The organism is Phytohabitans flavus, from assembly GCF_011764545.1.
GTDB classification, from domain to species: Bacteria; Actinomycetota; Actinomycetes; order Mycobacteriales; family Micromonosporaceae; genus Phytohabitans; species Phytohabitans flavus.
In genome coordinates this window covers 4,214,978-4,227,621 of sequence record NZ_AP022870.1, presented here as the reverse complement: position 1 = coordinate 4,227,621, position 12,644 = coordinate 4,214,978, and the positions used below count along the sequence as shown (strand labels likewise).

Annotated in this window: 12 protein-coding genes and 1 pseudogene; 8 read left to right on the top strand and 5 right to left on the bottom strand. The window is 71.7% G+C overall.

Features of this window, described 5'->3' with window-relative positions:
- Nucleotides 1-259: 259 nt before the first annotated feature.
- A complete protein-coding gene (locus tag Pflav_RS18415) occupies nucleotides 260-1,141 on the top strand; it encodes an IS5 family transposase (protein ID WP_197938625.1) in 882 nt (293 codons plus the stop codon).
- Between the two features lie 470 nt (nucleotides 1,142-1,611).
- Here Pflav_RS18415 and Pflav_RS18410 read toward each other — a convergent pair whose 3' ends face one another.
- Nucleotides 1,612-2,175 (bottom strand): hypothetical protein, encoded by a 564-nt coding sequence (locus Pflav_RS18410; RefSeq protein ID WP_173037249.1) that lies wholly within the window; start codon nucleotides 2,173-2,175, stop codon nucleotides 1,612-1,614.
- Between the two features lie 57 nt (nucleotides 2,176-2,232).
- Between Pflav_RS18410 and Pflav_RS18405 the strand changes: the two genes are divergently transcribed.
- Both Pflav_RS18405 and Pflav_RS18400 read left to right on the top strand, forming a co-directional pair.
- Entirely contained in the window at nucleotides 2,233-2,469 is a 237-nt protein-coding gene (locus Pflav_RS18405; RefSeq protein ID WP_232071590.1) for a hypothetical protein, read from the top strand.
- Nucleotides 2,470-2,557: 88 nt separating this feature from the next.
- On the top strand, nucleotides 2,558-3,988 hold the full coding sequence (locus tag Pflav_RS18400; protein WP_232071588.1) for an MFS transporter: 1,431 nt from the start codon (nucleotides 2,558-2,560) through the stop codon (nucleotides 3,986-3,988).
- A gap of 96 nt (nucleotides 3,989-4,084) precedes the next feature.
- On the opposite strand, the gene Pflav_RS18395 is transcribed toward Pflav_RS18400, so the two are convergent.
- Both Pflav_RS18395 and Pflav_RS18390 read right to left on the bottom strand, forming a co-directional pair.
- Nucleotides 4,085-5,590 (bottom strand): MFS transporter, encoded by a 1,506-nt coding sequence (locus tag Pflav_RS18395; RefSeq protein ID WP_173037248.1) that lies wholly within the window; start codon nucleotides 5,588-5,590, stop codon nucleotides 4,085-4,087.
- 169 nt (nucleotides 5,591-5,759) lie between these two features.
- Entirely contained in the window at nucleotides 5,760-6,881 is a 1,122-nt protein-coding gene (locus tag Pflav_RS18390) for a Gfo/Idh/MocA family oxidoreductase (RefSeq protein WP_173037247.1), read from the bottom strand.
- A gap of 109 nt (nucleotides 6,882-6,990) precedes the next feature.
- Between Pflav_RS18390 and Pflav_RS18385 the strand changes: the two genes are divergently transcribed.
- Complete coding sequence (locus Pflav_RS18385) at nucleotides 6,991-7,593, top strand: TetR/AcrR family transcriptional regulator (protein WP_173037246.1); 603 nt, start codon at nucleotides 6,991-6,993, stop codon at nucleotides 7,591-7,593.
- A 101-nt stretch (nucleotides 7,594-7,694) separates the two neighbouring features.
- Nucleotides 7,695-7,940 carry a hypothetical protein gene (locus tag Pflav_RS18380; protein ID WP_332107772.1) on the top strand — a complete coding sequence of 82 codons (246 nt, stop codon included), beginning with the start codon at nucleotides 7,695-7,697 and terminating at the stop codon, nucleotides 7,938-7,940.
- Between the two features lie 19 nt (nucleotides 7,941-7,959).
- Here Pflav_RS18380 and Pflav_RS18375 read toward each other — a convergent pair.
- Together Pflav_RS18375 and Pflav_RS18370 are read right to left on the bottom strand one after the other, a co-directional pair.
- Nucleotides 7,960-8,621: pseudogene (locus Pflav_RS18375) on the bottom strand (MOSC domain-containing protein).
- A 43-nt stretch (nucleotides 8,622-8,664) separates the two neighbouring features.
- The gene (locus Pflav_RS18370) at nucleotides 8,665-9,846 is read right to left on the bottom strand and encodes an RNA polymerase sigma factor (RefSeq protein WP_173042508.1); all 1,182 of its coding nucleotides are present in this window, start codon (nucleotides 9,844-9,846) and stop codon (nucleotides 8,665-8,667) included.
- Between the two features lie 77 nt (nucleotides 9,847-9,923).
- Here Pflav_RS18370 and Pflav_RS18365 point away from each other — a divergent pair, with 77 nt between their 5' ends.
- Genes Pflav_RS18365 through Pflav_RS18355 form a run of 3 tightly spaced genes read left to right on the top strand, consistent with a single transcriptional unit; the run spans nucleotide 9,924 to nucleotide 12,594 of the window.
- Nucleotides 9,924-10,751, top strand: coding sequence for a hypothetical protein (locus tag Pflav_RS18365; protein WP_173037244.1), 828 nt, complete (start codon nucleotides 9,924-9,926; stop codon nucleotides 10,749-10,751).
- Nucleotides 10,748-11,770 carry a hypothetical protein gene (locus tag Pflav_RS18360; protein WP_173037243.1) on the top strand — a complete coding sequence of 341 codons (1,023 nt, stop codon included), beginning with the start codon at nucleotides 10,748-10,750 and terminating at the stop codon, nucleotides 11,768-11,770. Before Pflav_RS18365 ends, Pflav_RS18360 begins: the two co-directional genes overlap by 4 nt.
- A 32-nt stretch (nucleotides 11,771-11,802) precedes the next feature.
- Nucleotides 11,803-12,594: a maleylpyruvate isomerase family mycothiol-dependent enzyme gene (locus Pflav_RS18355; RefSeq protein ID WP_173037242.1), complete on the top strand. Its 792-nt coding sequence runs from the start codon at nucleotides 11,803-11,805 to the stop codon at nucleotides 12,592-12,594.
- The last annotated feature ends 50 nt before the right edge of the window (nucleotides 12,595-12,644 follow it).

Here is a 12,644-nt window from a genome sequence, read left to right as displayed (position 1 = left end):
GCCGTCAGGACGACAGGAAGTCGACTAGATCTCGCGGGCTTGGCCACAGCGACACCTCGGGTTGGGCGCTTTAGCCGGTTTGTCCGCATGCTAGTCGGAGCACGCCAGCGATCGTGGTATTTAGCTGTCGCTATAGAGCCTGTGTCTGAACTGGTTTGGTGGTGGTGTGTTAGGGGTGTTCGGCGTGGCGTGGGGGGTATGGGTACGGGCTCTTGATAGGTAGACGGTTCCTACACCTACCCACCCTCAAGAGCCCGCGATGTCATTGAACCCTGCCCAGCTCACCGAGGCCAAGCCTGCCACGGCGGTGTCGTGCCAGTGCGGTTGTCTCACCCGCACCCGCCGGTATCCGACCGACATGACCGACGCCCAGTGGGCGATCCTGGAGCCGCTGCTACCGGTCCCGGCCTGCCAACTGCCCTCCGGTGGCCGACCCGAACGCCATCACCGGCGTGCGGTCCTGGACGCGATCTTCTACCTGGTCGACAACGGTGTGAAATGGCGGGCCCTGCCCGCGGACTTCCCACCCTGGCGGACCGTCTACGGCCTGTTCGCCCGCTGGTCAGACAACCTGAACACGATCGAGCTGACCGACCGACTCCGCGCCAACCTCCGCCAAGCCCTGGGCCGCAACCCACAACCATCCGCCGGCTGCATCGACTCCCAATCCGTGGCCGAAACAGCCGAAGCCACCGTCCCCACCTCCACCAGCGGCTTCGACCCCTACAAACGCGTCAACGGCCGCAAACGCCACATCACCGTCGACACCCTCGGCCTCCTACTAGGCGTCGTAGTCACCCCCGCCAACGTCCAAGACCAACACGCCGCCCGAGCCCTGCTCGCCGACGCCGACCGACACGGCATCACACACCTGTGGGCTGACAAGGGCTACCACGTCGACGCCCTGATCACCACCGCGAAAGAACTATGGGACATCACCATCGAGATCGTCCGACGCGACCCCACCATCCGCGGCCTACAAATCCTTCCCCGCCGATGGGTCGTCGAACGCACCTTCGCCTGGACCAGCCGACGACGCCGCTGCGCCCGCGACTACGAACGACTCACCGACCACCACGAAACCATGACCCACTGGGCCGCCATCCTCACCATGACCCGACGACGAGCCCGACACCCCTAACACAACCCACCCCAACAAGTTCAGACACAGGCTCTATAGCCACAGCTAAATACCACGATCTGCCGGATAGCGTCCGGGTAAGGCGCCGGTCGAGCGTTCACGATTCGACCGACTCTAATCGGTGCGCGGATCGGCGGGGGTCGTTGGCCCTCACCGCCAGCGCCGCCGGCGGAGGAGTCTTGGGTTGTGGAACCGCGGAGGGCGAGGCTGCGGGAGCGACGGTCTTGACCCAACGCAACCAGCCCAAAGTGATCAAGGCAATGACCTGGGCATTCTCCACGGCCGCACGGAGTGCCAGGTATGGCCGGGTCCTTGGGGCGGGTCAAGGCTGCCCCGGATGGGGCCGACTTCATGATCGACTTAAGGTAAGTGGCATTGGGTCCAGACCGCTGCTCCCGCAGCCTCACCCTCCGCGATTCACAACCGAACCCCGGCCGGCACCGCGCCATTCTTCGTGCGGGCGTTGCGGGTTAGCTTCCCAGTTTGGGTGCGTTGGACAGCACCTCTTTGGCGATGGTCGCGGCTCGGGTTTCGTCGCCGTCGGTCGCGTCAAACAGCAACAGGCTCACGAAGGTGGCTGTGTTGCCGTCCTTCTTGACCGCGCTGAACTGGAGCACGTCGCTGGAGCGTTTGATGTACGCGGCTCCGTCGCCGACGCCAGCGACCTCGGTGGCGAATTGGTTGCTGGAGACGCCGATGCTCACCAGCTCGTCGACCGGCGACGGTGTGGTGAACACCCGAACGCTCACCGACAACGACCACGGCGCGGCGGCCTGGAAATCGCACGTGTAGATCTTGCCGTCCTGGAAGGGCTCCGTCTTCTGGGCGCCGTCGAGGCCGGCATTCTCTTTAAAGGTCGAGCGGATCAGGTCAGTGCTGACCAGCGTGCATGCGGACGAAGGGGACGGCGCCGCGGAGGTCGCTGGCGGTGTGGCGCTGGGCGCGCTGGCGGCGGGATCACCGCCGCCGCAGCCCGCCGTCGCGAACAGGGCCGCTGCTGCCGCTACAAGAGTCAGTCGGTTCATCCCGCGCATGCAGTCACAGTAGTGACGCGTAGCAATGTAATAAGCAGGGCTCAACTGGCGCGGCGGTTGGCTTCCAGGGCGGCGGCGCCGGCGCCGATCATCGCGGGCAAGCTGGCCGAGCACTCGCTCGCCCTGCCCTACTGGGTGGCCGCGGCCGTGCTCGGCGCGGGCGTGCTGGTCTTCCTCGCGTTCGGGCACATCATGGCCGCAGGACACGGTGAGCGGGTGGTGTGGCACCGGTGGAACCGCCGCGCCCAGCACGCCCAGCACACCCCGGAGGAAGCGGTCGGCGAGGCGTACTGATCGGCGGCGCGCGGTGTGGCCGCCCGATCTGTGGTAGCCATGGAATGATCGCCACCTTCGTCCGGGCACCGTCGCTTGGGAGAGCCGCTTGACGCAGCCGCTGCCGCACCGCTGGCGGGCCCTCTGGGTCACTCTCGTCGCCGGGTTCATGACCTTGCTCGACGTCAGCATCGTGGCGGTGGCGCTGCCGTCGATGCTGCGCGAGCTGGACGCCACGCCGGCCTCGGTGCAGTGGGTGGTCTCCGGGTACGCCCTCACCTTCGGCCTCACCCTCGTCGCGGCGGGACGGCTCGGCGACGCGCTGGGCCGGCGGCGGATGTTCCTGTTCTCGCTCGCCGCGTTCATCCTCTTCAGCGCCGCCGCGGGCGCCGCACCGTCGATCGAGACCCTGGTGATCGCGCGGCTGGCCCAGGGCATCGCGTCGGGCAGCCTCGCCCCGCAGAACTCCGGCCTGATCCAGCAGCTGTTCAGCGGCGCCGAGCGGGGGAGGGCGTTCGGCCTCTTCGGCGCCACGATCGGCATCTCCACCGCGGTCGGCCCGGTCCTCGGCGGCCTGATCCTGGCGGTGGCGAGCTGGCGCTGGATCTTCTTCGTCAACGTACCGATCGGCCTCGTCGCGCTTGTCCTGGCCGCCCGCCTCCTCCCGCGCACCCGGGGCGAGGGCTCGGTCCGAGGCCAGCTCGACCCGCCCGGCGTACTCCTGCTCGGCGGCGCGGTGCTGACCGCGATGCTGCCGCTGGTACAGGCGGAGAACGGGGGCCTGCGCAGGCTGTGGTGGCTGTTTCCGGTCGCCGCGGCGCTGATCGGCGCCTTCCTATGGTGGGAGGCCCGCACGGCACGCCGGGGGCGGCAGCCGCTGCTCGACCTCCGCCTGCTGACCCAGACGCCCGGGTACGCCGGGGGCATCGCGCTGGGCACCGTGTACTTCGTCGGCTTCAGCGGCATCTGGCTGGTGCTGGCCCTCTACCTCCAGGAGGGTCTCGGCTGGTCACCGCTGCACTCCGGGCTGGCGGTCACCCCGTTCTCGGTGGGCTCCGCCGCCGCCGCGGTGATCGCCGGCCGCCTGGTAAACCGGCTCGGCCGGCGGCTGACCGTTATCGGACTGCTCACGGTGGTGGTGGGCCTCGTCGCGACCGCGCTCACCCTCCGGTACGCGCCGGCCTGGGCGGTCGCGCCGGCCCTGCTCATCGGGGGTGTGGGCAGCGGTCTCGTCATCTCTCCGAACATCACGCTGACGCTGCGCAACGTCCCCGTAGAGATGGCCGGCGCGGCCGGTGGCGCCCTCCAAACCGGACAGCGCGTAGGTGCCGCCGTTGGCACGGCCCTGCTCCCCGGCCTCTACTTCGCGGTGCTCGCCACCACCCACCGGAACGCGGAAGCGGTGATGATCGCGGTCTGTACCGCCGCGGCCGCGACGGCGGTCGCGCTGCTGATCGCCGGGGCCGAGTGGCGGGCCGACCACCGCCGCCCGCGGGGCGAGCCCAAGCCCGAGCTGCAAGCCCACGGCGCCGCCGGCTGAGCACCGGCGGGCGGCAGCGCGGGTGACCGCGAGGGCCGGAGGCGAAATGGGAGTGGGCGGGCCGCCCGGACCCGCCCACTCGCTCTCAATGGTGCGTCAGCCCACGTGGACCGGGGCGAGCGCGGTCGCTTCGTCGCTCTCGCCGTCGCGGACGGTGTTCTGGCGCGTGTTGCGGATCAACAGGAACGTCAGCACCGTCGACGCCGCCAGCAGCACCGCACTCACCGTGAACGCCACGTTGTAGCCGTGCACCGCGCCGAGCGCCGCCGAGGCCGGGCCGTTCTCGGTGATGTACGAGGTCGTCGCGGTCGTGAACACCGTGTTGAGCAGCGCCACGCCGAGCGAGCCGCCGATCTGCTGGGTGGTGTTGACCATCGCGCTGGCCACGCCGGCGTCGTGGTTGTCCACGCCGGTCAGCGAGGTGTTGCCCAGCGGCACGAAGACCAGCGCCATGCCGACCGCCATGATGACCAGGGCGGGGAGCATCAGCGTGAGGTACGACGAGTCGATGCGCAGCTGGGTCAGCCAGATCATGCCGGCCGTGGCCAGCAGGCCGCCGACCGACATCATCGCCCGCGGCCCCACCTTCGGCAGGACCGAGCTGGCGACCATCGCGGTGACGATCAGGGCCAGCGAGAACGGCAGGTACGCGATGCCGCTGCGCAACGGGGAGTACTGGAGGGTGCCCTGGAAGTAGTACGTCATGAACAGGAACATGCCCATCATGCCGGCGCCCAGGAGCACCGAGACGAGGAACGAGCCACCGCGGTTGCGGTGCAGCACCACGCGGAGCGGGAGCAGCGGGTGGCTGGTGCGCGACTCGAACACCACGAAGCCCACCAGCAGTACCGCCGCGACCGCGAAGAACCCCAGCGTCACCGGGGACGTCCAGCTGTCCTCGGCCGCCTTGGTGAACGCGTACACGAGCGCGACGAGTCCACCGGTCGCCATGATCGTGCCGGGGATGTCGTACCGCGTGTTGCCGTGTGCCTTGCTCTCCCGCACGATCGGCAACGCCAGCGCGAACGCGGCGAGCGCGATCGGGATGTTCACCAGGAGGCACCAGCGCCAGGTGGTGTACTCCGTGAGCACGCCGCCGAGGATCAGGCCGATCGTGGCGCCCACGCCGGAGATCGCGCCGAACACGCCGAACGCCTTGGCCCGGTCCTTCACGTCGGTGAAGGTGACCGTGATCAGGGAGAGCGCGGCCGGTGCCAGCAGCGCGCCGAACACGCCCTGGAGAGCGCGGGCGGCGAAGAGTGTGCCCGCGTTGGTGGCGATGCCGCCCAGCGCGGAGGCGACGGCGAAGCCGATCAAGCCGATGAGGAATATCCGGCGCCGTCCCACGTAGTCGGCGATCCGGCCGCCGAGCAGCAGGAGACCACCGAACGCCAGCGTGTACGCCGTGACGATCCACTGCCGGTTGGCGTCGGAGATACCCAGGTCAGCCTGTGCCGACGGCATCGCGATGTTGACGATCGTGCCGTCGAGCACCACCATCAGCTGCGCGATGGCGATGACCATCAGCGCCAGCCAGCGCCTCGGATCGACCGCTTGCCCGCCGGCCTTCGTGTCCGCCCCCGTGGCGGTCTGCTGAGACATGTGTCGATACCTTTCGAAGGGTTCGAGGCAGCGGTGTCTACTGCGCACGTCGGACCGAATAGGTCTACTTTCCGAGAACGTAAAGATCGCGTCCGACAGAATCATTCTGATTAAGCGGGAAAGGTGTCGACCGTCACAAAGCGTGTTTCGACCGCGTGACGACGAGACTTCATGTGTGTACGGCAGCCGTGGTGAGCCGCTGCCTCGTGCCGGTCGCCGCAGCCCGCGTGATCGCCTCTAGCGTGCGCTGCGACCGGGCCGCGGTGTGGAAGGTGGCCAGCTCGGCCGAGCCGGCGCCGAGCAGGCGGTACAGGCTGGCGATGCTCGCCACCGGGCCGTCCGGCAGGCCGGCGGGGGCGAGGCGGTACCGCTCTGGGATGGCGAGTTCGTGTGGCTCGCCGCCGGCCGGGGCGAGCCGTACCCGCCAGGTGGCCCAGTTGCTGTAGTGGCCGGGGTCGGCGGGCGTGACCGTCAGCGTCCCCTCGGTACCGGTGAGCCTCAGCTGGAAGCCGTCCGGCGCGGCGGCGTTGCCGCCCAGTAGGCAGAGCGAGGCGACCGCGCCGCCGTCCAGCAGCCCGGCGACCACCACCTGCCCGTCGACCCCGTTCGCGACCGACTCGCCGCTCCCCACTATCCCTACCCGGTCGTGGTGCCTTGCCGTCACGGCGGAGACCTCGGTGAGCGCGGCGCCGGTCACGACCTCGACCGCGGCGAGCGCGTGGCCCACCATGATCGTGAGTATGTCGTTGCCGGTGCCGGCCGCGGTGCCCCACGCCAGGTCCCGGTAGATCCGGCTGCCGCCGAGCGGGTCCCCGCCGCCGGTGAACGCGACCGCCGCCAGCTCGCCGATCCGCCCCTCGCGCACCAGGTCGCGAACGAAGCGAGCACCGGGCGAGGCGTACACCTGAAGGACGACCGCGTGCCGCAGGCGAGCCGCCTCCGCCGCCGCGGCCAGCTCCGCCGCCTCGCCAGCGGTGACCGTGAGCGGCCACTCGACCAGCACCTGCTTGCCTGCCTCGATCGCGGCCCGGACGGCCGGCGCGTGGTCGGGCGCCTTCACCGACACGACCACGAGGTCGACGTCGGGGTGGTTGGCGAGCGCGGCGGCGCCGGTGAAGGCGTGCCGCGCCCCGAACGCCTCGGCCGCTGCCCGGGCGCTGGCCTCGCGCGTGGTGGCGACGGCGACGAGTTGGTACTCGTCGAGGCGGGCCAGCGCCGGCACATGCGCCGCGGCGGCCCACCCGCGCGCCGTGCTCGCGCCGACGATCCCGACCCGGATCCTGTTGGGCATGCGTGTCTCCCCACTGGTTTTGTACCTGGCGGTAAGAAACTAGCGATGCGCGATCGGGCTGGTCAAGAAGTAACGTACCGATAGGTAAAAAACTTGGGAGGGGTGAGCGATGGCGGGTGGGCGGCCGCGCGCGTTCGACGAGGACGCCGCACTGGATCGGGCGCTGGAGGTGTTCTGGCGCCAGGGGTACGAGGGCACCGCGCTCTCCGACCTCACCGCGGCGATGGGCATCAACCGCCCCAGCCTGTACGGCGCATTCGGCAACAAGGAGGCGCTCTTCCGCCGGGTGCTGGACCGGTACGTCGACGGGCCGGGCGGCTACTCCGCCGCCGCGCTGGCCGAGCCGCGCGCCCGGGACGTGGTGGCGAGAATCCTGGGCGGGGCGGTCGAGCTGACCACCGACTCAGGGCATCCGGGCTGCCTGAGCGTCCGCAACGCGCAGGCCTGCGGCCCCGAGTGCGAGCAGGTGCGCCGGGCGGTGGTCGACCGCCGCAACGCCGGCCTGGCCGCGCTCCGCGCCCGTCTCGAACGAGCCCGCGACGAGGGGGACCTGCCGCCCGGCGCCGACCCGGCCGCACTGGCCCGGTACGTCTTCACGGTCTCGGACGGCATCGCCTCCCAGGCGGCCAGCGACGCCACCGCCGACGAGCTGCGGAAAGTCGTCGACCTCGTCCTGGCGGCCTGGCCGGGTCAGGGGGAACCCTCACGCTGACCCAGGGTGCTGATCTGGGGAAGCTCCGGATGTATGCGAGCGGTGAACCGAGGGACGCTGTATCGCGTACAACAGAAAACTTCCGCGAGGCGGTGAGCACAGTGACCGAGCACATGCGGGCGGAGGCCCTGTTCGTCAGCGACCTCCAGCCCTCCGACCAGCCCACGGGCGCCCAGGTCGCCCGGGCCATCCACACGAGCCTGTCCGTGCGCGGCGGCGCGGCGGGATGCGCCGCCGTCATGGCTGCCGAATACGGCGAGCACCCCGAGGCCGCGGCGCGGCGGATGCGGTGGGCGCTGGCCCTCGCCACCGCTGGGACCACCGAGCCCCACGCACTGGCCGCCTAGCCGGTCGCGGCCGAGACGCCTAGCGCGCCGCGGCCACCCGGCGCCGCGCCTTCGCGAGGGCTTCCTCAGGGAGCGCGTCGGCGCTCAGCAGCCGCGGCAGCAGCTCCGGCTCCAGCGTCAGCGCCCGGAACGTCACGCCGATCGTCACGTCGTGGTCCGGGCGCTCGACCACCTCGACCACGTCGCCGGCCCGGATCTGGCCTGGCTCGACAACCCGCAGGTAAGCCCCGGGCACGGCCCGCTGGGTGAACCGCTTGATCCAGCCCTGCTCGGACATCCAGTGGGCGAACGTGTTGCACGGGATCCGCGGCACCGACACCTCCAGCAGCAGCTCCGGCCCGACCCGCCAGCGCTCACCGATCAGCGCGCCGGTCACCTCGACGCCGAGCGTGGTGAGGTTTTCCCCGAACACGCCGCCGCTCAGCTCCCTGCCCAGCAGGGCACCCCACTCGTCGAGGTCCTCCCGGGCGTACGCGTACACCGCCTGGTCGTCGCCGCCGTGGTTGCGGCCGTCGAGGATACGGTCGCCGACGAGGCCACCGCCCAGCCCCGAGCCCCGGGGGCCCGGCGCGCGTACATCCACCGGCCCGTCCACCGGCCGCTTGTCGATGCCCGTCACGCCGACGCTCGTAGCCGGGCTCGAATGGGGACGCCGATGTTGACCGAAAGCAGCTCCGACACACTCCGCACCTTACGCCGGGCGGCCACCGGAAAGGCTGACCGCCTAGCGTGCCGGCCGCAGCTCCGCGAGACGGGTTTCCAGGAACTCCCGCTCGGCCTCGTTGTCGGCCAGCTCCAGCGCCGCCTTGTACGCGACCGCGGCCTCTTCCTGGCGTCCGAGCCGGCGCATCAGGTCGGCCTTCGTGGCGGGCAGGTACCGGTACCCGGCCAGCCGCTCGTCGCCCTCCAGCGCGGCGAGGTCGGCGAGGGCGGCCTCCGGTCCGCGCACCATCGATACCGCGATGGCCCGGTTGAGCGCGACCACGGGCGAGGGCCAGGTGGCGAGCAGCGCGTCGTAGAGGGTGAGCACCTGCGGCCAGTCGGTCTCCGCGTAGCTCGGCGCGGTCGCGTGCAGCGCCGCGATGGCCGCCTGTAGCCCGAAGCGGCCGCCGCCCCCGCGCAGCGCCGCCACGACGAGGTGGTGCCCCTCCTCGATCGCCGCCCGGTCCCACAGCGACCGGTCCTGGTCCTCCAGCCGCAGCAGCCGCCCCTCCGCGTCCACCCGGGTGGCCCGCCGCGCGTCGGTGACCAGCAGCAGCGCGAGCAGCCCTTTCACCTCGCGCTCGTCCGGCATCAGCGCGAGCAGCATGCGGGCCAGGTCGAGCGCGCGGGTGGCCAGGTCGGCGCGGGTCAGGCTCTCCCCGGTGGGAGCGGTGTGCGCAGTCGTGTACAGCAGGTGGATCACGGTCAGCACCGCGTCCAGCCGCTCGGGCAGCTCGGCCGGCGACGGTACCCGGTAAGGGATGCCCGCCGCGGTGATCTTCTTCTTCGCGCGGGTGATCCGCGCGGCCATCGTCGCCTCTGACACCAGGAACGCGTTCGCGATGTCCGGCGTCGCCACGCCGCAGACAAGGCGCAGCGTGAGGGCCACCTGCGCGCTGCGGGCCAGCGCCGGGTGGCAGCAGGTGAAGACGAGGCGCAGGCGGTCGTCGGGGATGCCGTCGCCGCCGGCGGGCTCGGCGTCCGTGCCCTCTCGCTCCACCAACAAAGGCATTTTGGTACGGAACAGTTTGTCCCGCCGCAGCACATCCAGAGCCCGGTTTCGCGCGGCGGTGGTGAGCCAGGCACCGGTGTTGCGTGGGACTCCGTCCCGGCTCCACGCGCCCAGCGCGGTCACGTACGCGTCCTGCACGCACTCCTCGGCCACATCGAGGTCGCGGGTGACCCGTACGGTCGCCGCGAGCACGTACGCCCACTCGCGCCGGTGCGCCTCCGCGACCGCCCGCTCGGCTGCCTCTCGACTCACACCGCACAATGTATGACGTGCCGCCGCCCCCCGATCTCACCGACGTCGAGCAGGCCCTGTGGGACGGCTTCGGTGCCGGCACGCCTGTCGATGCGGCCGGCGCCGCCGTGCGCGCCGACGTCGTCGCCGCCCTGCTGCGCGAGGAGGCACCCGGGCGGGCGGCCGCGGTCCACCTGCGCGCCGGTCGGGTCACCGGCCAGCTGCGGCTCTCCTACGCCGAAGTGGGGCACCCGCTGCTGCTGGAGGAGTGCGACTTCGACGAGCCGCCGGACCTGTACTGGGCGCGCATGTCGCACACGAGCTTCGCCGGCTCCCGCATGCCCGGCTTCCGCGCCGCCAACGTGCGCGTCGACGGCCACCTCCAGCTCAGCCGCTGTGCCATCGGCGACGGCGTGCGGCTGGGCGGTTCGCAGATCTCCGGCGGCCTGCTCCTGGCCGACGCGGTGCTCGGCGGCAACGGCGCGGAGTGGGCCGTGCACGCCCGCCGCGCCAGCATCGGCGGCGACCTCGTCCTGGTCGGCGCCCGGCTGACCGGCGGCCTCGCCATCACCAACGCCCGGCTCGGCGGTACGGCCGACCTCGACAAGGTGACCATCACCGCCGCACCCGGCGACCGCGCGGTGGACGCCGACAACGTCGGCGTGGAGGCCGCCTTCTACTGCCGGTGGGCCGAGGTCCAGGGCGAGGTGACGCTGCGGCACGCGCGGGTGGCCGCCGCGGTGTCGTTCAGCCGTTCGACGGTGCGCAACCCCGGCGGTGTCGCGTTCCGGGCCAGCCGCGCGACCCTCGACGGCGGCCTGTACCTGCACGACGGCTTCGTCGCCGAGGGCAGGTACGGGTGGTGAGCGCGCGGATCGTCCGCACGCTGCGGCTGGACGGGGCGTCGCTGCGAAACCCCGGCGCGGTCGCGCTCTGCGCCGACTTCGTCACGATCGAAGGCATGCTCGACGGTCGCCACGGCCTCACCGTCGAGGGTGAGACGACGCTGCTCGACGCCACGGTCACCGGCCCCGTCCACCTCGAAGGCGCGCACCTGAGCAACCCGGGCGGCGCCGCGCTGACCGCACACGGGCTGACGGTCGGCGCGCTGCTCCAGCTCTGCGACGGCTTTATCGCCGACGGCCGGGTACGCCTCGCGGGCGCCAAGGCGGGCAGCCGGATCTGCTTCGACAAGGCGACAGTACGGGCGCCGGGGAGAAGGCCGTCTCCTGCTGGCGGGTGGAGACACCCGAGCTCGCGCTGCGCTGGGCGGTCGCGCCGGAGGGGCGGTCGACCTGCGGTACGCCACGGTCGGCATCCTCCGCGACGACCCGCGCACCTGGCCGTCCACACTGGACCTCGACGGCCTCCGCTACGACGTGCTGGAGCCCCGGGTGACGGCGACGCCCGCCTGCCGTGGCTGGACCGTGGCCCGGACGGCTTCCGCCCCCAGCCGTACGAGCAGCTGGCCACCGTCTACCAGGCCCTCGGCGACGGCGCCCGGTCACGCACCGTGCTGCTGGCCAAGCAGCGCCGGCAGACCGCGGTCGGCGCCTGGTACGCGCGGCTGTGGGGCCTGCTCCAGGACGTCACGGTCGGCTACGGGTACCGCCCGCTGCGGGCGGCGTCGTGGCTGCTCGCGCTGCTCGTGGTCGGTACGGTCCTGCACGCCCGGTACCGTCCGGCGCGGGTCAGCCCCGACGTCGCCTTCCAGCCGGTGGTCTACACGCTGGACCTGCTGCTGCCGATCGTCGACCTGGGCCAGGAGCGCGCGTTCCAGCCGTCGGGCGGCCAGCAATGGCTCGCGTACCTGCTGATCGCGGCCGGCTGGTTGCTCGCGACGACCATCGCCGCCGGTCTGACCCGCTCGCTGCGCCGCGCGTAGCCTTTGGGCGCCGATCATTTTTGGAGGAGAGCGTGAGCAACGCCGACACGGTCATCGCCGCCCTGCGCAGCGGGCACGACAGCCTCGCCGCGCTGGTGTCCGGGTTCAGCGATGACCACCTGGCCGGGCCGTCGGGCTCGGCGGAATGGGACATCTCGCAGGTCCTCAGCCACCTGGGCAGCGGCGCGGAGATCGGCCGGGCGACAGTGCGGGCCGCACTCGACGGCGAGCCCAACCCGGGGCGGGAGTTCAACTTCGCGGTGTGGGACAGGTGGAACGCGATGTCCCGGCGCGAGCGCGCGGACGGCTTCCTGGTGTCGAACGAGGCACTGACCGCCCTGTACGAGTCGCTCGACGCCTCGACCCGCGAGAGCCTCCTCGTCGACCTGGGCTTCCTGCCCGCGCCGGTCGACGTGGCCACCTCGGCGCGGATGCGGCTCAGCGAGCTGGCGCTGCACACGTGGGACGTCCGGGTCGGGTCCGACGAGCACGCCACGGTCGCCGCGGAGGCCACCCCGCTGCTGCTGAACGCCGCGCCCGAGCTGCTCGCCTGGACCAGCAAGCCCGAGGCGCTCGACGGGCGGCAGGCGGTACTCCAGGTCACCACGACGGCGCCGGAGTCGGTCTTCACGCTCAGCCTGGCCGAGCAGGTCAGCGTCGACCTCGCCGCCCCGGAGGCGCCGGACGGCACGCTCACCCTCCCCGCCGAGGCCTGGCTGCGGCTTGTCTCCGGCCGGTTCGCGCCCCGCTACACGCCCGCCGGCGTCGAGGCCACCGGTGCGGCCGACCTCGACCTGCTCCGCAAGGTGTTCCCCGGCTTCTGACCGGGCGCGGGCCGGGAGGGTCAGCTGTCGCCCAGCTGACGGCGCCCTCC

Excerpts from the sequence above, each read along its gene's own strand:
- Pflav_RS18415 (WP_197938625.1), top strand. The coding sequence starts at position 260 with ATGTCATTGAACCCTGCCCAGCTCACCGAGGCCAAGCCTGCCACGGCG.
- Pflav_RS18385 (WP_173037246.1), top strand. The coding sequence starts at position 6,991 with ATGGCGGGTGGGCGGCCGCGCGCGTTCGACGAGGACGCCGCACTGGAT.
- Pflav_RS18395 (WP_173037248.1), bottom strand. The coding sequence starts at position 5,590 with ATGTCTCAGCAGACCGCCACGGGGGCGGACACGAAGGCCGGCGGGCAA.
- Pflav_RS18410 (WP_173037249.1), bottom strand. The coding sequence starts at position 2,175 with ATGCGCGGGATGAACCGACTGACTCTTGTAGCGGCAGCAGCGGCCCTG.
- Pflav_RS18390 (WP_173037247.1), bottom strand. The coding sequence starts at position 6,881 with ATGCCCAACAGGATCCGGGTCGGGATCGTCGGCGCGAGCACGGCGCGC.